This is a genomic window from Caulobacter sp. FV2ye17ST (assembly GCF_058680955.1).
On the sequence record NZ_CM178727.1, the window covers coordinates 2,317,410 to 2,338,188 of the forward strand.

Sequence of the window (20,779 nt, forward strand, 5' to 3'; positions counted from 1 at the left end):
TGACAAGTTTTATTGCGGATGCGCCGCCTTCCAGTCCATCGCCCGGCGGACGCGAACGCCCACGGCCGGGTGATCGTAGAAAAGCACCTCCTCCAGCTTGCCGGGCGTGGCGGCGCGGTACTCGATGGTCTTGACCAGGGCCTTGGCCAGGCCGTCGGGCTCGTTGACGCGCTCGAGGCTGTAGCGGTCGGCGTCGCTCTCGACCTCGCGGATCACCGTGTTGGCGATCGGCCCGCCCAGCAGACCCAGAACCGCCAGGATCACCCCCAGCACCGGCAGGCCGGCGGGATCGGCGATGCCCGTCACACCGCCGGCGCCCAACAGCCGCTGGGCGGGCGCGAACAGACGATCGACGACGAAGAACGCCAGGATCGCCAGCAAGCTGAAGATGCCGGTGATCCACAGGCTGTGGCCCCGCGCATAGTGGCCCATCTCGTGGCCGACGACCCCGCGCACCTCGGCCAGGTCCGCGCCCTTCTTGAACATCACATCGCTCATGGCGATGCGCGCCGTGCCAAACAGGCCCGAGACATTGGCCGTGTAGGCGTTGGACTGCTTGGAGCCGTCATAGATGAAGATCTTGTCGGACGGGACGCCATTGGCCCTGGCCATCTGGACCACGGCGTCACGCACCTGACCGTTGGGGGCCGGCGTGTACTTGTTGAACAGCGGCTCGATATAAATCGGGGCGACCAGCATGCCCAGAACCATGAAGCCGGCGGTCAGACCACCCGCCCACAGCCACCACAGGCGGCGCGCCCTGCGGATCAGGGCATACAGGGCCACGAAGAACAGGCCCGTGAAGACGGCCGAGATGGCCATCGACATCACCCCCTCGCCCAGCCAGCCGCTGAAGGCCTGGCTGGTCATGCCGTAGGACTTTTCGCGCCACCAGTTGGAATAGACAGACCAGGGCAGGCTGAGGGCCCAGTCGACCAGCAGATAGACCACCCCGACAACGAAACTGGCCACGATCGGGCGCGGGCGGCGACGTTCCAGCCCCGCTCGCACCCGGACCAGCACGCCCGAGCGGATGATCAGCCAGGCCGTGAAGACCGAGATCAGAAAACCCCACAGCAGCAGCCAGTGGCCGCCCTCCGTATAGGCCTGCGCCTTGGCGTGCGCCGCGGGCGACAACTGCGCCAGATAGGCGGCCGTGGCGGCGGCCGGATCGAATGGCTGGGTCATTGCCCCTCCCCCCTGAAGTTCGTGGACTGAAGAAGGGCAGAGTCCGCAGCAGGCGTCAGCTTAATTCCGCGTCAGGCCGGAGGAAGCGTGCGCCGGTCGCGCTTGCCTCTGGCGAAGGCCGCGCCGGCGTATAGAACTGTCGTGCTCACCGATTTTCGAGGCCTCCATGCGATTCCACGACCGTCGAAACCTTCTCATGGCCCTGGGGGCCGGCGGCGCCCTGTCTCTGGCCGGCTGCGGCGACAAGGCCGGGGACGGGTCCGCCAAGACGACGGCCCAGCGGGTCCAGGCGACCAAGACCCTGCGCATCGGGCTGGAAGGCACCTATCCGCCGTTCAACTTCCAGGATCAGGACGGCCAGCTGGCCGGGTTCGACGTCGATTTCGCCAAGGCCCTGGCCGCCCAGATGGGCGTCAAGCCGGTGTTCAGCCCCTCACCCTTCGCCGGCCTGCTGGGCGCGCTGGAATCGCGGCGCATCGATGTGGTGATCAACCAGATCACGATCACGCCCGAACGCGCGGCCAAGTACGACTTCTCCAAGCCCTATACGGTGTCGGGCATCCAGATCATCGTTCTGAGGGGCAAGGCCGGCCCCTACTCGCCCGCCGAGCTGGCCGGCAAGAAAGTCGGCGTGGGTCTGGGCACCAACTACGAAAGCTGGCTGCGCGCCAATGTGCCCACCGCCGATGTCCGCACCTATGACGACGATCCGACCAAGTATCAGGACCTGAAGGCCGGCCGCATCGACGCGGTGCTGAACGACCGGCTGGTGGCCGCCGACTTCGTCAAGAACTCGCCGGAGTTCATCGCCGCGGGTCCGGCCTTCGCGGCCCAGAACCAGGGCGTGGCCATGCTGAAGGATCCGGCCATGAAGGTGATGGTCGATCAGGCCATCGCCGCGATGCGCGCGGACGGCCGGATGGCGGCGATCTCGCGGACCTGGTTCGGCGCGGACGTCACGAAGTAGGCATGGACGCCACCCTCGATCTTCTGACCCAGTCGGCGCCGCTGCTGCTGAAGGGCGCGGGCTATACCGTGGCGCTCAGCCTGATCGGCATGAGCCTTGGGCTTGTACTGGGCTTTGGGCTGGCCCTGATGCGGCTGTCGCGCTCGTTCCTGCTGCGCTGGCCGGCGGGAGCCTATGTCTCGGCCATTCGCGGCACGCCGCTGCTGGTGCAGCTGTTTCTGATCTATTACGGCCTGCCGCAGTTCGGGATCGAGCTGCCGCCGCTGTTGGCCGCCGGTATCGGCTTCTCGCTGAACATCGCCGCCTATGCCTGCGAGATCCTGCGCAGCGCCATCGCCAATGTCGATCGCGGCCAGTGGGAGGCCGCCACCGTGCTGGGCATGAGCCGTGGGCAGGCCCTGCGCCGGGTGATCCTGCCCCAGGCCGCCCGCACCGCCGTCGCGCCGCTGTCCAACAGCTTCATCAGCCTGGTCAAGGACACCTCGCTGGCCGCGACCATCCAGGTGCCGGAGCTGTTTCGCCAGACCCAGCTGATCACGGCCCGCACCTTCGAGATCTTCACGATGTATCTGGCGGCGGCGGCCATCTACTGGATCGTCTCGACCCTGCTGGCCGCCGGACAGGGCGTACTGGAACGCCGCGCCGCGGAGGGCCGCCGATGAGCGCCGTTTCCGCCAGGGGCCTGATCAAGCGCTTCGGCGTGGTTCCCGTCCTGAGGGACGTCGACCTGGAAGTCGCCACCGGCGAGGTCGTCGCCATCATCGGCCCCAGCGGCTCGGGCAAGTCCACCCTACTGCGCTGCATGGCCGGGCTGGAGCTGCTGGACGGCGGATCGCTGAAGATCGCCGGCGTCGAGGCCGCGCCCCGCGCGCCGCTGGCCCGCGCCCTGAAGGGCCGGGTGGGCTTCGTCTTCCAGAGCTTCAACCTCTTCCCGCACCGCACCGCGCTTGAGAATGTGATCGAAGGCCCGATCTTTGTTCGCAAGCAGTCCCGGGCCCAGGCGCGAGAGCGTGGCCTGGCGCTTCTGGACAAGGTTGGACTGGGCGGCCGGGCCAACGCCTATCCCGGCGAACTGTCGGGCGGCCAGCAGCAGCGCTGCGCCATCGCACGCGCGCTGGCCATGGATCCGGAGGTGATTCTGTTCGATGAGCCCACCTCGGCCCTCGATCCTGAGCTGGTCGGCGAGGTGCTTTCGGTCATCCGTGAACTGGCCGCGGAACGACGCACCATGCTGATCGTCACGCACCAGATGGACTTCGCCCGCGACGTCGCCGACCGCACGATCTTCATGGATGACGGCGCTATCGTCGAACAGGCCCCCTCGCGCGAGCTGTTCGGAGCGCCTAAGGAAGAGCGCACGCGACGATTCCTCGGCAAAGTGACGACGCCCTGAGCCTTATTTTGGCCAAGGGCGCCCCCCACCACATCGCCGCCAACGCCGCGTGCTGTTGAGGCGAGGTCCTGTGAAACTCTATATCGAACTGAAAGGCGCTTCCGGCGCCGTCTACCGCTACAAGCTGGCCGAGGACGCTGATCCCCGGACGACCATCGCTGGCAATTTCGTCTATGTCGACGCCAAGGGCGTCGTGCTGTTCGCCGGCGAGGCCAACAACCTGATCGGCGCCGCCGCGCGCTGGCCGGAGGCCCAGACCCGTCATGGCGCAGCCGCGCTCTACACGCGCCTGAACGTCTCGGGCGCCTCGCGCGCCGAGGAGCATGCCGATCTCGTCACGGCGCTTGATCCCGTGATGAACCGGGACGCGTAAACGTCCCCATCTGTCGCCGGCTTCGCTATTGTCCAGCCGATGCGACCCGAGATTCTCTTCCCGCTGTTCACGCCGGTCTCCACGCTGAAAGGCGTGGGGCCGCGCGTCGCGCCCCTGGTCGAGAAGATCGCCGGCGCGATCGTCCGCGACGTGCTGTTCACCGTCCCCACCAGCGTCATCCGCCGCACCGCCACCACGGTCGACCGCGCCGTCGACGGCCAGGTCCAGACTTTTGTCGTCAGCATCGACGCCCACCAGCCGCCCGGTCGCCTGGGCCAGCCGTGGAAGATCCGCGCCTGGGACGAAACCGGCTTCCTGACCCTGACCTGGTTCAAGGGCCACGGCCCCCACCTGGAACGCCAGCATCCGGTCGGCGCCCGCCGCGCCGTCAGCGGCAAGGTCGAGCGGTTCGGCTCCGAGATCCAGGTCGCCCACCCCGAATATCTGCTGCCGGAAGACCGCGCCGGCGAGATCCCCGAGTTCGAACCGGTCTATCCCGCCACCGCCGGCCTGCCCTCGCGCACCTTCCGCCGCTTCGCCCTGGAAGCCCTGGACCGCGCCGCCGAGCTGCCCGAATGGCTGGACCCCGCCTGGCAAAGCCGTGAAGGCCTGCCGACCTGGCGCGCGGCCTTCGCCGCGGCCCATAACCCCGGCGGCGAAGCCGATATCCACCTGCTGTCGCCGCACCGCCGGCGCCTGGCCTATGACGAACTGCTGGCCCATCAGTTGGCCCTGGCCCAGCGCAAGGCCTCGCGCCGCGCCCAGCCGGCCCCGCGCATCGGCCCCAGCCCCCTGGCCGCCGACGCCGAAAAGGCCCTGCCCTTCAGGCTGACCGGCGCCCAGATCCGCGCGCTCTCCGAAGTCAGGGGCGATCTGGCCTCCGGCGAGCGGATGAGCCGGCTGCTGCAGGGCGATGTCGGCTCGGGCAAGACGGTGGTTGGCATGCTGGCCATAGCCGACGCGGCCGGCGCGGGCCTGCAGTCGGCGTTCATGGCCCCGACCGAGATCCTGGCCCGCCAGCACTATGAGACCATCGCCCCGGCCCTGACGGCCCTGGGTCTGTCGGTGATCCTGCTGACCGGACGCGACAAGGGCGCGGGCCGCGCCCACAAGCTGGCCGGTCTGGCCAATGGCGCACACGCCGTGGCCATCGGCACCCATGCCCTGTTCCAGGACGATGTGGTGTTCAAGGCGCTTGGCCTGTCGATCATCGACGAACAGCACCGCTTTGGCGTCAACGAGCGTCGTCGACTGCAGGACAAGGGGGACGGGGTGCATCTGCTGGCCATGTCGGCCACCCCGATCCCGCGCACCCTGGAGCTGACGGTGTTCGGCGATCTGGACGTCTCGCGCATCGACGAAAAGCCGCCGGGCCGAACACCGGTGGCCACCCGCGCGGTGCCGATGCCCCGCCTGCCCGAGATCGTCGCCCGCCTAAAGAGCGCGGCGCAGGGCGGGGCCCAGGCCTTCTGGATCTGCCCGCTGGTCTCGGAGTCCGAAAAGATCGACCTGCAGGCCGCCGAAGCCCGCGCCGCCGACCTGCGCCAGATCATCGGCCCTTCGGTGGGCCTGGTGCACGGCCAGATGCCCGCCGCCGAGAAGGACGCGGTCATGGCCGACTTCGTCGACGGCAAGGTCTCGGTGCTGGTCGCCACCACCGTGGTCGAGGTCGGGGTCAATGTGCCCAACGCCAGCATCATGGTCATCGAACAGGCCGAGCGCTTCGGCCTGGCCCAACTGCACCAGCTGCGCGGCCGGGTCGGCCGCGGGGCGCGGGAAAGCTCGTGCGTGCTGCTGTATGACCTGCCGCTGTCCGACACCGCCCAGCAGCGGCTGGATATCCTGCGCAAGTCCGACGACGGCTTCGAGATCGCCGAGAAGGATCTGGAGCTGCGCGGCGGAGGCGATCCGCTGGGTCTCAAGCAGAGCGGCTTTCCCGCCTATCGACTCGCCGACCCCGTGGCCCACCGCGACCTGATCGCGGTGGCCGCCGACGACGCCCGCCTGATCCTGGCCCGCGACCCGGAACTGACCTCGCCACGCGGTCAGGCCGTGCGCACTCTGCAGGAACTTTTCGACTGGAAACCCGCCGCGCCACAGCACGACGCAGGGTAGAGCCCGCCAGCGGAAAGGCCTTGGACGTCGAATGATCCCCCAAAGTGAGCTTAAGCTGCTATACTGACGAACGCGTTGATCCTTCGACGCTCATTGCACCAGCAGACCAGCCTTCTTGGCGCCCCGGCTTTGCGCGCAGTCGCAAACTGACCGGCGCCGTTGCTTACCCTGCGCGGACCCCGGAAGAGACCATGGCTCAACGCGCCGAAATCAGCTTTGCCGCCCAGAACGATCGTCACAGCACCTATGAGCGGATCACCCACATCGGCGGCGGCGTGGCCAAGCCCTGGAAGCTGACGATCAAGGAAGCGATCAAGCTGGTCGACAGCGGCAAGTGGCGCTTCTTCGTCATGCGGGACGATGTCGAGGTCAAGGTCGAGGCCCAGACCAGCCGCACCGGTTGCCGCTATCTGAAGACAGCCAACGACCGCAACGAGCCGCACGACCTGCTGACGCTGCCGGACTTCCCCGCGACCGAAACGGCCGAAACAGAAACCGCCAAGACCGAGACCGAGACCGAGACCGCCTGAGCGCGCAGGCGGCTCAGTGAGCCGCCGCGCCCTTGCGGTGATGCCAAAGGTGCATGACGCCCGCCAGCACGCCGCCGACCACCAGGCCCACTGCGGCTGAGCCCAGGGCGAAGGCCAGCCAGCCGGTCACCGCGCCCACGCCGGGAACGCCATGGGCCCAGTGCGAGAAACCTTCCACCCAGACCGGGATCGGGGTCAGGTGGAAGTGCTCCAGGCCATGGACGATGATGCCCCCGCCGACCCACAGCATGGCGGCGGTGCCGATGATGGTCAGGGCCTCCATGGTGATGGGCATGGCCTTGACCAGGCCGCGTCCCAGACCGCGTATGCCGGCGTTCTTGCGCTGGGCCAGATGCAGGCCGATGTCGTCCATCTTCACGATCAGCCCGACCACGCCATAGACCGCCACGGTCAGCAGCACGCCGACCATGGCCAGGGCGCCGGCCTGGATCAGCAGCGGCTTGCCCGCCACGTCGGCAAGGGCGATGGCCATGATCTCGCCTGACAGGATCAGGTCCGTGCGGATGGCGCCGTTGACCTTCTGGGCTTCCAGCTCCGGACCGCTCAGAGCCAGTTCTTCGGGCTCGTCGGCGCTGTGTTGGCCGCTCAGGGCCTCCAGGATCTTCTCGGTCGCCTCGAAGGCCAGATACGATCCGCCGACCATCAGGATCGGCGTGACCGCCCACGGCGCGAAGGCGCTGAGCAGCAGCGCCCCGGGCAGCAGAAACAACAGCTTGTTCTTGAACGAGCCCACCGCGATCTTCCAGACGATCGGCAGTTCGCGGTCGGGCGTGAAGCCCATGGCGTAGCCGGGCGTCACCGCCGCGTCGTCCACCACAACACCCACAGCCTTGGTCCCGGCCTTGCCGGCCGCGCCCGTGACGTCATCCAGGGAGGCAGCGGCGAGCTTGGTTATGCCGGCGACATCATCCAGCAGGGCGGCGAGACCAGAAGGCATGAAACTCTCGATCGTCGAAACAGAATGGGGAGAGCGCCAAGGTGTGGTGATCCGCGTTGAAAGTCGACCACGCGATCCCTTGCGTGACGCTGGGTGAGGCCTGAAACCTAGGTTTGATGGATATTCCCGCCGCCCTCGCCCGCCTCGCACCCCGCCTGTCGCCGACCGCGACGACGGCGATCAACGCCCGACGGCTGTCGGGCGGCGCCAGTCTGGAGACCTGGGCCTTCGACCTCGACGATGGCGCGGCCCTGATCCTGCGTCGACGCCCTGACAACGCACCGCCGCGCGAGACCGCCGCGCCCCTGGCCCACGAGGCCGCCCTGATCGTGGCCGCCGGCCGGGCCGGCGCGCCGGTTCCGATCGTCGAGCGTGTGTGCGATCCCGAGGATGGCCTGGGCGAGGCCTTCGTAATGCGACGGCTCGAGGGCGAGACCCTGGGCAAGCGCATCGTGCGCGACGCCGCTTTCGACGCGGTGCGGCCCGATCTGGCGCGCCGCTGCGGCCAGGTGCTGGCCCGGATCCACGGCGCCGCGCTGGACGACCTGCCGCCGCTGACAACGTCGGACGCCCGGGGCGAGCTGGCCCGCTACGAAGAGGTCTACCGCCAGCATGGCGCCGAGCGCCCGACCTTCGAGGCGGCCTTTCGCTGGCTGGAGGCCTCAGCCCCCGAGCCCGTGACGCCGGTGCTGGTCCACGGCGATTTTCGCAATGGCAACCTGATGATCCATCCCGAGCAGGGCCTGGTCGGCGTGCTGGACTGGGAACTGGCCCATCTGGGCGACCCGGCCGAGGACCTGGGCTGGATCTGCGTCAATTCCTGGCGCTTCGGGCAGTGGCGCAGGCCGGTGGGCGGCTTTGGCGACTATCAGGCCCTGCTGGACGGCTACGCCCAGGCCGGCGGGCGCGAGATCCCGCTGTCACGCCTGCAGTTCTGGCAGGCCCTGGGTTCGCTGAAATGGGGCGTCATGTGCCTGATGATGTATTCCAGCTTCGCGACCGGCGCCGATCCCTCGATTGAACGGGCCATGATCGGCCGGCGGGTCAGCGAAGCCGAGATCGATCTGGTCCGACTGATGGAGACGATGGCGTGATCACCTGCCCGACCGCCGGCGAACTCCAGACCGCCCTCGCCCTGTTCGACCGCGAGGCCGAAGGCCCGGCCGACGCGCGTCGCGTATTTCTGGCCCGCGTGGCCGACAACGCCCGCGCCCTGCTTGCCCGCGAAGCCGATCTGGGCGCCGTCGCCGAGGCCGAGGAATGCGCGCGGCTTTCGGACCTGCTGGGGATCGACGGTGACTTCACGGAGCTGAACCACAGGCTTTGTCAGGCCCTGCGATCGGGCCACCAGGACCCGCGCGCGCCGGCCCTGCTGGCCCATCTTCGCGCGACGGCGATCGCGCGGATCGCCATCGACCAGCCAACCTATTCGGGACTGGAAGCGCTGCTTGCCGACTGAACCGGCCGGCCCGTCAGAGTGGCGACCCGCCCCTGGGCGTCGGCCTCGATGTCGGCATAGAACAGATTGAACGCGTCGACCTTGCGGCGGTCGGCCCACGAGCCGCCATCGCGCAGGGATGTCGATTTGGGCCGACTGGTATGCAGCAGGCCATCCTCGCACTGGGCCCAGACCTGGCGCTGCAGGAAGGCCGGCCGCGCGCCCCATTCCAGGCCGGTGGCGTTTGCCGCCCCCAGGTTAAGCCGCGCCGGCGCCCGCTCCTGGCTGACGCCGCCCAGCAGCGGATTGAAGCACAGCGCCCGACGGCCGTTCAGGTCGATCAGCTGGTCGCCGGCGTCCCAGATCAGCGAGCGATGGGTCAACTCCTGGATCCGCTGGAAGTCGCCCTCCTGAGCCGACGCCCAGGCCGCGACGCATCCGGCCTGCCCGCGCCGTTCGCAGGCCGGCAGAGGCGAGACCAGGCCGTATTCCTCGGCCGGGACAATGGTCTCGATCAGATAGGCCGCGACGAGGCGTTTTCGGACCGCCGGATCGGCGGCGACCTCTTCGCGCAGCAGCCGCGCGGACATCGCCCCGCCCTGCTCGACGCCCACCAGGATGAAAGGCCGACCATTGTTGTAGCGGGCCAGATAGAGCCGGAACGCCTCGCGCACGTCGCCATAGGCAAAGCGCCGCGCCTCGCGCGCGTCGTCGCGCAGGGTGAGATAGGTGTAGAGGCTGGCCTGACGATAGCGCGGCGCGAACACCCGACCCACACGATAGAACGGCCCGGCATAGTTGGGCAGCACCACGCGGTTCAGGAACCGCTGGGCCTTGGGCTGATCGATGGCTCCGTTCCAGTCCTGGCCGCCGTCAAAGGTGGTGGGGTGGACTAAGAACACGTCGGCCGGCAGGTCATTGGGCGCCGGGCCGGACGGATCCTTGGGCCGCAGCGCCCAGGACGCGGCCTGCGCATAGTGCGGTGGGGGCGGCGGCTCATAGGTCAGGAACGGGACCTTGGGGTCCAGGGCGTTGCTGAGGATGTCGTAGCGCCACACGAAGGCGGCCGCGATCAGCAGCCCCAGAAAGAGCACCGCTCCCGCAAAGATCCAGCGCTTGAAGCCCTTGAAGCGATCGCCCATGGCCTTGGCCTACACCAAGCCTTGACGAGGTTTAAGCCCCCTCCTGCCCGATGATCGCCACCGAGCACACATTGCTGGCCGGGGCGCCGCCCAGATTGTGGGTCATGCCGAAAACCGGGTCTTTCAGCTGACGCTCACCGGCGCGGCCCTGCAGTTGCAGGTACATCTCGTAGAGCATCCGCAGGCCCGAAGCCCCGATCGGGTGGCCGAAGCACTTGAGGCCGCCGTCGATCTGGCACGGCACCCCGCCGTCGGCGTCATAGAAGCCGTCCATCACGTCGCGCCAGCCCTGGCCCTCGGGCGAGATGAACAGGTCCTCCATCGTCACCAGCTCGGTGATCGAGAAGCAGTCGTGCACCTCGATCATCGAGATCTGCTCGCGCGGCCGCTCGATGCCGGCCTCGCGATAGGCCTTGCCGGCGGCGATGCGGGCGGTGTGGAAGTGGCTGCCGTCCCAGCCGTTGTACTGGCTTTCATAGCCGTTGGAGACCGACAGCTGGATCGCCTTGACCATGGTCAGGTTCTTCTTGCCCATCGCCTTGGCGATCTCCGGCGTGGTGACGATCGCGCAGGCCGCGCCGTCCGACACGCCGCAGCAGTCGAACAGGCCCAGCGGCTCGGCGATCATCGGGGCGTTCAGCACCTGCTCGACCGTGACCGGCTTGCGCAGATGGGCCTTGGCGTTCTTGGCCCCGTTGGCGTGGCTCTTGACCGAGACATGGGCGATGGCGCGCTTGAGGTCGTCCTTGCTGACCCCGTGCTTGGCGCGATAGGCGCTGGCCAGCTGGGCGAAGTTGCCGGGGGCCGAGCCGTTGGGCATGACCTGAGGCATCAGGGTGCCGGGATTGGCAACCGGCAGGCCGCCATAGCCGGTGTCCTTCAGCTTCTCCACGCCGAGCGCGATCGCGATGTCGGCCGCGCCCGAGGCCACGGCATAGACCGCGCCCCGGAAGGCTTCCGAGCCCGAGGCGCAGAAGTTCTCCACGCGCGTCACGGCGATATTGGGCAGGCGCAGGGCGATCGACATCGGCGTGCCGCCCTTGCCGGTGCCCATCTCGTCGACATGGGTCGAGAACCAGGCCGCGTCCAGCTGGCTGGGCTCGATGCCGGCGTCGCTCATGGCCTCGATATAGGCCTCGACCATCAGGTCGTCGGGACCGCAGTCCCAGCGCTCGCCGAACTTGCTGCAGCCCATACCCAGGATAGCGACCTTGTCGCGGATGCCTTGCGCCATGATCGTCTCTCCTATTCCGCCGCGACGGCGGTTTGAGCTGAAACCGCCGAACGATCCGGCGCGGCCTTCCAGAAATAGCGGACGAAGCCGCGCTTCTCGTCGATGTCCTTGATGCGGAACACCATCTTGACCGGCAGGCCGGTGTCGACGTCGCCAGGCGACACGTCGGTGATGTCCATCATGATCCGGCCGCCGCCCTCGAAGACGATCATGCCGTAGTGGTTGGGCGGGGCCATCGAGAAGGTCAGATAGTCGGCCGAGTAGCTGAGCACCGACGCCTTGCGCTCGGCGAAGCGGTACGGCTCCTGGGTGTCGACGGCGGGGTTGTTGGGGGCCACCGAGATGCGGGTGCGAGGGAACTGCACCACGCCGGTCTCGCGGCAGCGACCGCCGACCAGGCCCAGGATCATGTCCTCGTTGCGATAGAGGGTCGTCAGGGCGGTCTTGTTGTCCTTCTCGGCCCGCATGCCCTTGTCCCAGTCGACCAGGCCATTGAACATCAGGAACTTCAGATAGTTGGTCTCTTCCTGGCGGTCGGCCAGCGACCCCGTGACGCCGCGTGCGGGCTTGAGGTTGGCCGCGCCGGTCGCCCTAAACACCAGGGCCTCGGCGCCCTGGCCGAACTGGGCGACGACGATGATCTCGCCCGCCTTGGCCTGTTCCAGCGCGTGGGCCAGCATCAGCGGGCCGTGGGCGCTGCCCGCCTCGCCCATCACGGCGGCGAGGTTGTCGCGCACGGCTTCGGCCGGGATGCCCAGGGTCTTGGCCAGGGTCGCGGCCATGCCGGAGAAGGTCGACGGGAAGCAGAAATGGGTCACCTCGGCGGCCGAGACCCTCGCCGCCTCCAGCGCCCGCGTGATGGCCGGCGGGACCAGCTTGACGATGCCCTCGTCCCGGATCCAGCGCTCTTCCCACGCATAGTCGAAGCCGCCGTCATTGCCCCGGAAGTGGTCGACGAAGTCATCGGTGACGCTGCCGCGCCCCAGGAAATCGGCCGCGCCGCCCTCGGCGGTGACCACAAAGGCTGCCGCCCCGTCGCCGCAGTCGAGCTCCAGCGCCGAGACCGCGCGCGCCTTGCGGCGTTCGCCGGCCGCGACCAGCGCCGTCTTCGCCGCGCCGCCGGACACCGCCGCCAGGGCGTCGGCCAGGGCCGTCAGGCCGCAGCGCTGCGAGCCGGTGACATCGCTGGCGGTGATCGACTTTTCCAGCGTCAGGGCCGCCGAGACGACGCCCGCGTTCAGCCGGTCGGCGAACGGCGCCGTCGTGGAGGCGAAGTAGAGCGCGTCGATGTGGCTGCGGTCGTCGCCGGCCCCCAGGGCGTCGCGGGCCGCCTCGACCGCCATGGTCAGGGCGTCCTCGTCCCAGTTGGCCATGGACCGCTCGCCCTTGCCCTTGGACTTCAGGTTGGGGGCGACCCAGGCGTTGGCCTCGACCACCGCCCTGCGGCTCAAGCGTAGACGCGGCGCGTAGGCGCCCCAGGCGGCGATGCCGACCATGTCTCCATCCCTCGGTACAATTTCGTTGCCCTCAGCCTAGGCCGGGGCCTTCGGGCGCTTCAAGCGTGCCGCTTCGTCAAGCGTCATCCGGCGCCGTGGACGTCGGGCGAGCGCACCCGCTCCATCCGGAACCCCATGCCGATCACGCGGGCGGGAAGCCGGCGCAGGATAGGCGCCAGGTTGAACAGCCCCAGGGCGGCGGGCGCCTTCAGCGGTCGTCCGTCCAGGGCTGCGCCGATGACCCGCTTCTGGACGAGGACCTGCAACGCCTGCATGGCCTTCACCGCCGGCAGGCGTCGCGCGCGCACGCTGTCCAGCCGCGCGTCGAGCCGGACGTCCGAACCGGCGAAGGCGTCATGCAGCAGATTGGCGGCGGCGACGGCGTCCTGCACCGCCAGATTGATCCCCACGCCGCCGACCGGCGACATGGCGTGGGCGGCGTCGCCGATGCACAGCAGGCCCGGCCGCGACCACCGCTCCAGCCGGTCGACGGTGACCGTCAGCAGATGCACGTCGTCGAAGCTTTTCAGCTCGTCCACCCGATCGGCGATTGCCGGGCCGGCCAGGGCGACATCGCGGCGGAAGGCCTCGATCCCCGCCGCCTGGATGGCCGCGAAACGGCCCTTGGCGGCGACATAGCCGCACTGGAAATAGCCCTCGCGCGGGATCATGATGAACATGCGGCCGTCGCTGACCCGGCCAAGCGGCAGCTCGGCCGCGTCATCGGGCCGCCGTGAGAGGCGCATCCACAGCACATCCATCGGCGCGCCCAGATCCGTGACGGGCAAGCCGGACTGGTCCCGCATGCGGGAGCTCCGGCCATCTGCAGCGATCACCAGCCGCGCCCGAACATCCAGCGGCCCGTCGGGCGTGGTCACCCGCACACCCGTCACCCGTCCGTCGGTCTCGATCAGGTCATCCGCCCGGGTCTGCATCAGCATCCGGAATTGCGGAAACCGGCGGGCGCAGCCGACCAGAAAGTTCAGAAAGTCCCATTGCGGCATCAACGCGATGAAGCGCGCGGCGGTCGGCAGGTGCGAGAAGTCGGCCAGCCGCACCACCGTCCCGCCAAACTCGCCCGACAGCTGGCTGACTTCGGTATGGGGCAGCGTCAGGAAGGCGTCGAGCAGGCCCAGATCGGCGATGGCCTGCAGGGTCGAGGGATGGACGGTGTCTCCCCGGAAATCGCGCAGGAAGTCGCCGTGCTTCTCGAGCACCGCCACCTCGATCCCGGCCCGGGCCAGCAGCAGCCCCGCCATGACGCCGGCCGGACCACCGCCCACGATGCAGCACTGCACATCAAGGCTGGCGGCGATCTGGGGGCTCATGGCTCAAACCTCCGGGCGGAACAGGTTCAGCGGTAGGGGTCGTCCGTATTCAGATACCCGGCCACATAGTCCGCCACCCCGTCCTCGAGCGACGTCATAGGCGCAGTGTAGCCCGCCGCCCGCAGACGCTCCATGCGCGCCTGCGTGAAGTACTGGTACTTGCCGCGCAGCACCTCGGGCATCTCGACATAGCTGATGTCCGGCTGGCGCCCGACGGCCTGGAAGGTCGCCTCGGCCAGGGCCTTGAAGGTACGGGCCTGACCCGAACCGAGGTTGAACACGCCGTTGACTTGCGGATTATCGCCCAGCCAGCCGACGATATCGGCCGCGTCGCGCACATAGACGAAGTCGCGCAGTTGGCCGCCGTCTTCGTAGTCGGGATTGTGCGACTTGAAGAGCTTGACGCCCTCCCCGGCCGCGACCTTGGGCCAGATCTGGGCGACCACCGACTTCATGCCGTCCTTGTGGTCCTCGTTGGGGCCATAGACGTTGAAGAACTTCAGCCCCACCCACTGCAGCGGCTTGCGGCCGCGCGCGGCTTCGCGGACGGCGTAGATGTCGAACAGGGCCTTGGACCAGCCATAGGCGTTGAGCGGACGCAGGGCCTTGAGTGACTCCAAGTCATCCAGCCCGTCGAAGCCCAGGGTCCCGTCGCCATAGGTCGCCGCCGAAGAGGCGTAGATCATCCGGCGGCCATGCTCGGCGCACCAATCCCACAGGTCGCGCGACAGCACGAAGTTGGACTGGATGATCTTGTCGGCGTCTGGCTCGGTGGTGGACGACACCGCGCCCATGTGGATGACCAGTTCGACGTCGCCGCCGCGCCTGGCCAGCCAGGCAAACAGGTCTTCCGGCGCCACGAAGTCGGCGATCGGCGACTTGGCCAGATTGCGCCACTTGCCGCTGTCGGCGTGCCGCAGACGATCGCAGACCACCACGTCGATGGCCGGATCCTCGCACAGCTTGGCGACGATGTTGGAGCCGATGAAACCGGCGCCGCCGGTGACGAGGACGGTCTTGCGGGTCATGCGGCCCGCTTGGTCAGGGCGTCATAGTCCAGAAGGTTGGCGATCAGGGCCTCGAACTGGCTCATCGGCACCATGTTGGGACCATCAGACGGGGCGTTGTCGGGATCAGGGTGGGTTTCCATGAACACGCAGGCCACGCCGATCGAGACGGCGGCGCGGGCCAGCACCGGCACGAACTCGCGCTGACCGCCCGAGGAGCCTCCCAGCCCGCCGGGCTGCTGGACGCTGTGGGTGGCGTCGAAGACGACCGGGCAGCCGATCTCCTTCATGATCGGCAGACTGCGCATGTCGCTGACCAGGGTGTTGTAGCCGAACGACACGCCGCGCTCGCAGGCCATGACGTTGGGATTGCCGGCGCCCGTCACCTTGGCGATGACGTTCTTCATGTCCCACGGCGCCAGGAACTGGCCCTTCTTGATGTTGATCGCCCGGCCCGTATTGGCGGCGGCGACCAGCAGGTCGGTCTGGCGGCACAGGAAAGCCGGGATCTGGATCACGTCGACGGCCTCGGCCACCGGGGCGCAGTGGCTGATCTCGTGGACGTCGGTCAGGGTCGGCAGGCCGGTGACCTCGCGGATCTCCTGAAAGATCGCCAGGCTGTCATGCAGACCGATGCCGCGCTGGGCGTTGGCCGAGGTGCGGTTGGCCTTGTCGTAGGAGGTCTTGTAGATCAGGCCGACGCCCAGGCGGTCAGCCATCTCGCGCAGGGCATGGGCGGTTTCCAGCGCATGCTGGCGGCTTTCCATCTGGCAGGGGCCGGCGATGATCGACAGCTTTTCGCCATTACCGATGCGAACGGGCTTGCCGTTCGCGGTCTTGACCTCGACGACGGCGTTTGGGGCTACGGCTTGGGGCTGACTCAAGGCAAGACTTCCGGCGAGTGGTGATTTCAGGTCAGACAGGTGGCCTCAGAAGCGAGATGGTGCAAGTGCGGATCGACATAGGCGGCGACGGACCGATCCTGGTGTGGCTTCGCAAGGACCTGCGACTGACCGACAATCCAGCCCTGAACGCGGCGGTCGCGACGGGGCGGCCCGTGATCCCGCTCTACATTCTCGATGAAACCCCGGGTATTCGCCCGATGGGCGCGGCGTCGCTGTGGTGGCTGGACAAGTCGCTCGCCGCCCTGGGCTCCGATATCGACAAGCGTGGCGGCAGGCTGATCCTGCGCCGGGGTCAGGCGGCCGAAGTTCTTGACGCCCTGATCGCCGAGACCGGCGCGGCGGGCGTCTTCTGGAACCGGCTGTACGACAAGGCCAGCATCGACCGCGACGCCGCGATCAAGGCCGAGGTCCGGGCGCGGGGTCTGGCCTGCGAGAGTTTCAACGCCAGCCTGCTGAACGAGCCCTGGACCGTGAAGAACGGTTCCGGCGAAGGCTACAAGGTCTTCACGCCCTACTGGCGCGCGGCGCGCGACCATATCGGCGAGGTGCATGTGACAGCGGCGCCCGCAGCCCTGCCCTCGCCCACCGCATGGCCGTCCAGCGACGGTCTGTCCGACTGGGGCCTGCATCCGACCCGGCCGGACTGGTCGACCGGCTTCTCGATGTGGTCGCCCGGCGAGGCCGGCGCGGTCGATCGCCTGGTGTCGTTCCTGAGCTCGAAAATCCAGGACTATGCCGACAAGCGCGACATCCCCGGGGTCGAGGTGACCTCGCTACTGTCGCCGCACCTGCATTTCGGCGAGATCGGGCCCCGGCAGATCTGGGTGGCCACGCGGGCCGAGGCGGCCGCGGGAAACATTCCCGTCGCCCAGGCCGACAAGTTCCTGTCGGAGGTGGGCTGGCGCGAGTTCAATCACTCCATACTGTTCCATCGGCCAGACATCACCACCGCCAACTTCCGGCCCGAGTTCGACGCCTTCCCCTGGAACCACGACGAGGCGGCTTTCGCGGCCTGGACCCGGGGTCAGACCGGCTATCCCATCGTCGACGCCGGCATGCGCGAGCTGTGGGCCACCGGCTTCATGCACAATCGCGTGCGGATGATCGTGGCCTCATTCCTGATCAAGCACCTGCTGATCGACTGGCGTCAGGGCGAGGCTTGGTTCTGGGACACGCTGCTGGACGCCGATCTGGCCAACAATGTCGGCAACTGGCAGTGGACCGCCGGCAGCGGCGCGGACGCCGCGCCCTATTTCCGGATCTTCAATCCGATCACCCAGGGCGAGAAGTTCGATCCGCGTGGCGTCTATGTGCGCCGCTGGGTTCCCGAGCTGAGCAACCTGCCCGACAAGGTTATCCACAGCCCGTGGACGGCGCCGACGCATCTCACCCCCGCCGCCAAGCGTACATACTCAAGACCGGTCGTGGATCATGCCCGGGCGCGGCAACGCGCCCTGGACGCCTATCAGAGCCTCAAGGGAGGCTGATGGCGGGTTTGCGAAGACGGTCTCGAAAGCGTTTAGTACCCAGGAGACCGCATGCGGACCGCCATGACCTGTTCGGACACAGCGCTCTGGAATGACCCCGATCTGCGGCGCGCCCCGGGCGCGTTCCGGACGGCCCTGCGCGTTGCGGCCGAGAACTGGGCGGCGGGCTCCCTCAGCTTCATCCTGCCCTCGGGCAAGCGGTTCGACATCGAGGGCAAGACACCCGGCCCCCGGGCGGTGATCCAGATCCGCGACTATCGCTTCGTGCGCCGCGCCCTGGCCTCGGGCGACATCGGTTTCGCCGAGGGCTTCATCGCCGGCGAATGGGACACGCCCGACCTGTCGACGGTTCTGGAGGCCTTCTCGCTGAACTTCGATCGCCTGCACGACCTGGTCGAGGGCAATATCGCGATGCGGGCGATCAACGCCCTCTTTCACCTGTTCAATCGCAACGATCGCCGGGGCTCGAAGAAGAACATCCACGCCCACTACGACCTGGGCAACGCCTTCTATTCCCGCTGGCTGGACTCCAGCATGACCTATTCGTCGGCGCTCTATGACAAGCCCGGCCAGACCCTCGCGGATGGCCAGCGCGCCAAGTACGCGGCCCTGGCGCGGACCCTCGACCTGCAGACCGGCCAGAGCGTTCTGGAGATCGGTTGCGGCTGGGGCGGCTTCGCCGAGTTCGCGGCCAGGGAGGTCGGGGCGCGTGTCACGGGCATCACCATCTCGCCCGCCCAGCACGACTTCGCCCGCAAGCGCCTGTTCGATCTGGGCCTGGCCGAAAAGGCCGACATCCAGCTGATCGACTATCGCGATGTTGAGGGCCGCTTTGACCGCGTGGCCTCCATCGAAATGTTCGAGGCCGTCGGCGAGGAATACTGGCCGACCTATTTCGGCAAGATCCATGAGGTGCTGAGCCCCGGCGGCCGCGCCGGTCTGCAGATCATCACCATCCGCGACGAGCTGTTCGAGCACTATCGGACCCACACAGACTTCATCCAGCGCTACATCTTCCCGGGCGGCATGCTGCCCAGCGAAACACGTCTGAAGGCCGAGACCACGAAGGCCGGCCTGGAGTGGCGCGAGATCAACCGCTTTGGTCAGGACTACGCCGACACCCTGGCCGATTGGGCTCGCCGGTTCGAGGCGGCCTGGGACGAGATCGTCAAGCTGGGCTTTGACGAGCGCTTCCGGCGGCTGTGGCGGTTCTATCTCAGCTATTGCGAGGCGGGCTTCCGCACCGAGCGCACCAATGTGATCCAGCTGGGCCTGAGCAGGACCTAGTCGTTTGGCCTTCGCATCATGACCTTCGGTGTGCGTAGATGATCAAAAGCACATCAAGGTCGCGTTCGAATGAACCTCTACACCATGGTCCTGGACTTCCACGGCGGCACCTACATAACCCAGTTCGACGCCGCCACGCCGGTTGACGCGGTCACCGCCTGGTGCGGCGAACTGCAGGAAGAGCAGCTGCTGGGCGAGGTGTCGTCCGACATCGCCGAAGGCATCATGGTCGATGCGGTCGAGAACCGCCTGGTCGAGGTCGAGGGCCTGCACAATGTCTGGTGCGCCGCCACGACCGCCGGCGGGCCACTGGCCCTGCTCAACGTCATCGAGACCCACGCCAGCCCGACCTAGACCCCCATGGCCTTGCGGGTCGCCGCCGCCTTGGCGCGGAAGGCCGCCCGCTCGGTGTCAGGCATTTTCGACAGGGTCTTGAGCGGCATCATCATCCGCCCCAGGCCCGCCAGGCGGACTTCATGCCGATCGATAAAATCCCAGTACAAGGCATTGAACGGACAGGCATTATCGCCGTTGCGATCCTTGACGTCGTAGCGGCAGCCTTTGCAGTAATCGCTCATCCGGTCGATATAGGCGCCGCTGGCCGCATAGGGTTTTGAGCCCACGATGCCGCCATCGGCGAAGGTGGCCATGCCGCGCGTATTGGGCATCTCGACCCACTCATAGGCGTCAGCGAACACCACCATGTACCAGTCGTCGACCGCGTCCGGGTGGACGCCCAGCAGCATGGCCAGATTGCCGGTGACCATCAGCCGCTGGATGTGGTGGGCATAGGCGTGATCGCGCGCGGCGGTCACGGCGTCGGCGACGCAGGCCATGTCGGTCTCGCCGGTCCAGTAGAACCACGGCAGCTTGCCCTCGGCGTCGAGCGCGTTGCGCAGGGCGTATTCGGGCATCTTCAGCCAGTAGACGCCGCGCACGAATTCCCGCCACCCCAGGATCTGGCGGATGAAACCCTCGACCGCGTTCAGCGGCGCCTTGCCGGCCCGATACGCCGCCTCGGCGCGCCGGCAGATGGTCAGCGGGTCGAGTAGACCGATGTTCAGAGCCGGCGAGATCAGGCTGTGCCACAGGAACGGCCGCCCCCAGCTCATGGTGTCCTGCCAATCGCCAAAGCCGGCCAGCATGTCGGCGAAGAAGTGATCCAGGATCGCTTCCGCCTCCTCGGGATTGGTCGGCCAGGCGAAAGTGTCGACGCGGCCGAAATGGTCGTCAAAGCCTGACCCGACCATCGCCATCACCTCGCGCGTCACAGCGTTCGGCGGGGTGCGCAGGCGGGCCGGCGGCCGCACGCCGGCCGGCAGCTTCTTGCGGTTCTCGGCGTCGAAGTTCCACTGCCCGCCGACGGGCTTGTCGCCGTCCATCAGCAAGCCGGTGGCGCGGCGCATCTCGCGGTAGAAATACTCCATCCGCAGCTCCTTGCGCCCCTCGGCCCAGGCGGCGAACCGCTGGCGCGAGCACAGGAAGCGGTCGTCCTCGCGGGTTTCCACAGGAACCGGCAGGGTCTGGGCCAGGGTCAGCAGATGATTTTCCAGCCCCCACTTGCCGCAGGCCGTGCGGATAACCCGGCCAAGCGGCTCCTCGGCCAGGGCGCGGGCGATCTCGCCGCCGATCGAGCGGGTGTTGGCCGGATCGTCCAGCCTGACATAGCGCACGCGCACGCCCCGATCCCGCAGGCGCTGGGCGAACTGGCGCATCGCCGACCACACCAGAACCAGCTTCTGCTTGTGATGCTTCCAGGCCGCGGCCTCGGCCACCGACTCAGTCATCAGGACGATGTCGCGGTCAGGATCCAACCCCGCCAGGGCCGAAAGGTCGTCGCTCAGCTGATCGCCCAGCACCAGCCGCAGCGCGCCCCGGGCCTGATCCGTCATGGTTTGCTCACTGCCTGATCCGGCCTTTAAGGAAAACTG

General features: G+C 67.9%; 20 protein-coding genes. 11 read left to right on the top strand and 9 right to left on the bottom strand.

The genetic code is table 11. From position 1 onward, the window contains the following. Nucleotides 1-9: 9 nt before the first annotated feature. Complete coding sequence (locus tag ACW17V_RS11190) at nucleotides 10-1,188, bottom strand: M48 family metallopeptidase (protein WP_492105205.1); 1,179 nt, start codon at nucleotides 1,186-1,188, stop codon at nucleotides 10-12. Nucleotides 1,189-1,354: 166 nt separating this feature from the next. On the opposite strand from ACW17V_RS11190, the gene tcyJ reads away from it, so the two are divergent. The 6 genes from tcyJ to ACW17V_RS11220 all read left to right on the top strand — a co-directional run bounded on the left by tcyJ (nucleotide 1,355) and on the right by ACW17V_RS11220 (nucleotide 6,566). Further along, nucleotides 1,355-2,155 carry a cystine ABC transporter substrate-binding protein gene (gene tcyJ / locus ACW17V_RS11195; RefSeq protein ID WP_492105206.1) on the top strand — a complete coding sequence of 267 codons (801 nt, stop codon included), beginning with the start codon at nucleotides 1,355-1,357 and terminating at the stop codon, nucleotides 2,153-2,155. A 2-nt stretch (nucleotides 2,156-2,157) separates the two neighbouring features. Continuing rightward, nucleotides 2,158-2,817 (top strand): cystine ABC transporter permease, encoded by a 660-nt coding sequence (gene tcyL / locus ACW17V_RS11200; RefSeq protein ID WP_492105207.1) that lies wholly within the window; start codon nucleotides 2,158-2,160, stop codon nucleotides 2,815-2,817. Further along, on the top strand, nucleotides 2,814-3,548 hold the full coding sequence (locus ACW17V_RS11205) for an amino acid ABC transporter ATP-binding protein (protein ID WP_492105208.1): 735 nt from the start codon (nucleotides 2,814-2,816) through the stop codon (nucleotides 3,546-3,548). Before tcyL ends, ACW17V_RS11205 begins: the two co-directional genes overlap by 4 nt. 70 nt (nucleotides 3,549-3,618) lie before the next feature. After that, on the top strand, nucleotides 3,619-3,921 hold the full coding sequence (locus ACW17V_RS11210) for a hypothetical protein (protein WP_492105209.1): 303 nt from the start codon (nucleotides 3,619-3,621) through the stop codon (nucleotides 3,919-3,921). Between the two features lie 39 nt (nucleotides 3,922-3,960). After that, the gene (gene recG / locus ACW17V_RS11215) at nucleotides 3,961-6,036 is read left to right on the top strand and encodes an ATP-dependent DNA helicase RecG (protein WP_492105210.1); all 2,076 of its coding nucleotides are present in this window, start codon (nucleotides 3,961-3,963) and stop codon (nucleotides 6,034-6,036) included. A gap of 191 nt (nucleotides 6,037-6,227) precedes the next feature. Next, a complete protein-coding gene (locus tag ACW17V_RS11220) occupies nucleotides 6,228-6,566 on the top strand; it encodes a DUF3892 domain-containing protein (protein ID WP_492105211.1) in 339 nt (112 codons plus the stop codon). Nucleotides 6,567-6,579: 13 nt separating this feature from the next. On the opposite strand, the gene ACW17V_RS11225 is transcribed toward ACW17V_RS11220, so the two are convergent. After that, the gene (locus ACW17V_RS11225; protein ID WP_492105212.1) at nucleotides 6,580-7,524 is read right to left on the bottom strand and encodes a DUF808 domain-containing protein; all 945 of its coding nucleotides are present in this window, start codon (nucleotides 7,522-7,524) and stop codon (nucleotides 6,580-6,582) included. Between the two features lie 116 nt (nucleotides 7,525-7,640). Between ACW17V_RS11225 and ACW17V_RS11230 the strand changes: the two genes are divergently transcribed. Continuing rightward, nucleotides 7,641-8,618, top strand: a complete 978-nt coding sequence (locus ACW17V_RS11230; protein WP_492105213.1) for a phosphotransferase family protein — start codon at nucleotides 7,641-7,643, stop codon at nucleotides 8,616-8,618. Next, entirely contained in the window at nucleotides 8,615-8,983 is a 369-nt protein-coding gene (locus ACW17V_RS11235; protein WP_492105214.1) for a DUF6285 domain-containing protein, read from the top strand. Before ACW17V_RS11230 ends, ACW17V_RS11235 begins: the two co-directional genes overlap by 4 nt. On the opposite strand, the gene ACW17V_RS11240 is transcribed toward ACW17V_RS11235, so the two are convergent. The 6 genes from ACW17V_RS11240 to kdsA form a co-directional block, all read right to left on the bottom strand. Further along, nucleotides 8,950-10,104, bottom strand: a complete 1,155-nt coding sequence (locus ACW17V_RS11240) for a DUF3089 domain-containing protein (RefSeq protein ID WP_492105215.1) — start codon at nucleotides 10,102-10,104, stop codon at nucleotides 8,950-8,952. The two genes, ACW17V_RS11235 and ACW17V_RS11240, sit on opposite strands and share 34 nt — an antisense overlap. Before the next feature lie 31 nt (nucleotides 10,105-10,135). After that, entirely contained in the window at nucleotides 10,136-11,338 is a 1,203-nt protein-coding gene (locus tag ACW17V_RS11245; RefSeq protein ID WP_419255338.1) for an acetyl-CoA acetyltransferase, read from the bottom strand. A gap of 11 nt (nucleotides 11,339-11,349) precedes the next feature. Continuing rightward, nucleotides 11,350-12,834, bottom strand: a complete 1,485-nt coding sequence (locus ACW17V_RS11250) for an OB-fold domain-containing protein (RefSeq protein ID WP_492105216.1) — start codon at nucleotides 12,832-12,834, stop codon at nucleotides 11,350-11,352. 83 nt (nucleotides 12,835-12,917) lie between these two features. Beyond that, nucleotides 12,918-14,162 (bottom strand): FAD-dependent oxidoreductase, encoded by a 1,245-nt coding sequence (locus ACW17V_RS11255; protein ID WP_492105217.1) that lies wholly within the window; start codon nucleotides 14,160-14,162, stop codon nucleotides 12,918-12,920. 26 nt (nucleotides 14,163-14,188) lie between these two features. Next, the gene (rfaD, locus tag ACW17V_RS11260) at nucleotides 14,189-15,190 is read right to left on the bottom strand and encodes an ADP-glyceromanno-heptose 6-epimerase (RefSeq protein WP_492105218.1); all 1,002 of its coding nucleotides are present in this window, start codon (nucleotides 15,188-15,190) and stop codon (nucleotides 14,189-14,191) included. Next, nucleotides 15,187-16,053: a 3-deoxy-8-phosphooctulonate synthase gene (gene kdsA / locus ACW17V_RS11265; RefSeq protein WP_492105219.1), complete on the bottom strand. Its 867-nt coding sequence runs from the start codon at nucleotides 16,051-16,053 to the stop codon at nucleotides 15,187-15,189. The genes rfaD and kdsA overlap by 4 nt, the downstream gene beginning before the upstream one ends. Before the next feature lie 59 nt (nucleotides 16,054-16,112). Between kdsA and ACW17V_RS11270 the strand changes: the two genes are divergently transcribed. From ACW17V_RS11270 to ACW17V_RS11280, 3 genes are all read left to right on the top strand, one after another. Beyond that, on the top strand, nucleotides 16,113-17,561 hold the full coding sequence (locus tag ACW17V_RS11270) for a cryptochrome/photolyase family protein (protein WP_492108787.1): 1,449 nt from the start codon (nucleotides 16,113-16,115) through the stop codon (nucleotides 17,559-17,561). A 51-nt stretch (nucleotides 17,562-17,612) separates the two neighbouring features. Next, nucleotides 17,613-18,848: a class I SAM-dependent methyltransferase gene (locus ACW17V_RS11275; RefSeq protein ID WP_492105220.1), complete on the top strand. Its 1,236-nt coding sequence runs from the start codon at nucleotides 17,613-17,615 to the stop codon at nucleotides 18,846-18,848. A gap of 69 nt (nucleotides 18,849-18,917) precedes the next feature. Next, complete coding sequence (locus tag ACW17V_RS11280; protein WP_492105221.1) at nucleotides 18,918-19,202, top strand: hypothetical protein; 285 nt, start codon at nucleotides 18,918-18,920, stop codon at nucleotides 19,200-19,202. Here ACW17V_RS11280 and ACW17V_RS11285 read toward each other — a convergent pair. Continuing rightward, nucleotides 19,199-20,740, bottom strand: coding sequence for a cryptochrome/photolyase family protein (locus tag ACW17V_RS11285; RefSeq protein ID WP_492105222.1), 1,542 nt, complete (start codon nucleotides 20,738-20,740; stop codon nucleotides 19,199-19,201). The genes ACW17V_RS11280 and ACW17V_RS11285 overlap by 4 nt on opposite strands. Between the last annotated feature and the right edge of the window lie 39 nt (nucleotides 20,741-20,779).

What these genes read in the sequence shown, in the direction of transcription:
- ACW17V_RS11245 (WP_419255338.1), bottom strand. Translation starts at nt 11,338, where the DNA reads ATGGCGCAAGGCATCCGCGACAAGGTCGCTATCCTGGGTATGGGCTGC.
- tcyL (WP_492105207.1), top strand. Translation starts at nt 2,158, where the DNA reads ATGGACGCCACCCTCGATCTTCTGACCCAGTCGGCGCCGCTGCTGCTG.
- ACW17V_RS11205 (WP_492105208.1), top strand. Translation starts at nt 2,814, where the DNA reads ATGAGCGCCGTTTCCGCCAGGGGCCTGATCAAGCGCTTCGGCGTGGTT.
- recG (WP_492105210.1), top strand. Translation starts at nt 3,961, where the DNA reads ATGCGACCCGAGATTCTCTTCCCGCTGTTCACGCCGGTCTCCACGCTG.
- ACW17V_RS11250 (WP_492105216.1), bottom strand. Translation starts at nt 12,834, where the DNA reads ATGGTCGGCATCGCCGCCTGGGGCGCCTACGCGCCGCGTCTACGCTTG.
- tcyJ (WP_492105206.1), top strand. Translation starts at nt 1,355, where the DNA reads ATGCGATTCCACGACCGTCGAAACCTTCTCATGGCCCTGGGGGCCGGC.
- ACW17V_RS11275 (WP_492105220.1), top strand. Translation starts at nt 17,613, where the DNA reads ATGCGGACCGCCATGACCTGTTCGGACACAGCGCTCTGGAATGACCCC.
- ACW17V_RS11220 (WP_492105211.1), top strand. Translation starts at nt 6,228, where the DNA reads ATGGCTCAACGCGCCGAAATCAGCTTTGCCGCCCAGAACGATCGTCAC.
- ACW17V_RS11285 (WP_492105222.1), bottom strand. Translation starts at nt 20,740, where the DNA reads ATGACGGATCAGGCCCGGGGCGCGCTGCGGCTGGTGCTGGGCGATCAG.
- ACW17V_RS11230 (WP_492105213.1), top strand. Translation starts at nt 7,641, where the DNA reads ATGGATATTCCCGCCGCCCTCGCCCGCCTCGCACCCCGCCTGTCGCCG.
- ACW17V_RS11225 (WP_492105212.1), bottom strand. Translation starts at nt 7,524, where the DNA reads ATGCCTTCTGGTCTCGCCGCCCTGCTGGATGATGTCGCCGGCATAACC.
- ACW17V_RS11255 (WP_492105217.1), bottom strand. Translation starts at nt 14,162, where the DNA reads ATGAGCCCCCAGATCGCCGCCAGCCTTGATGTGCAGTGCTGCATCGTG.
- ACW17V_RS11280 (WP_492105221.1), top strand. Translation starts at nt 18,918, where the DNA reads ATGAACCTCTACACCATGGTCCTGGACTTCCACGGCGGCACCTACATA.
- rfaD (WP_492105218.1), bottom strand. Translation starts at nt 15,190, where the DNA reads ATGACCCGCAAGACCGTCCTCGTCACCGGCGGCGCCGGTTTCATCGGC.
- ACW17V_RS11240 (WP_492105215.1), bottom strand. Translation starts at nt 10,104, where the DNA reads ATGGGCGATCGCTTCAAGGGCTTCAAGCGCTGGATCTTTGCGGGAGCG.
- ACW17V_RS11190 (WP_492105205.1), bottom strand. Translation starts at nt 1,188, where the DNA reads ATGACCCAGCCATTCGATCCGGCCGCCGCCACGGCCGCCTATCTGGCG.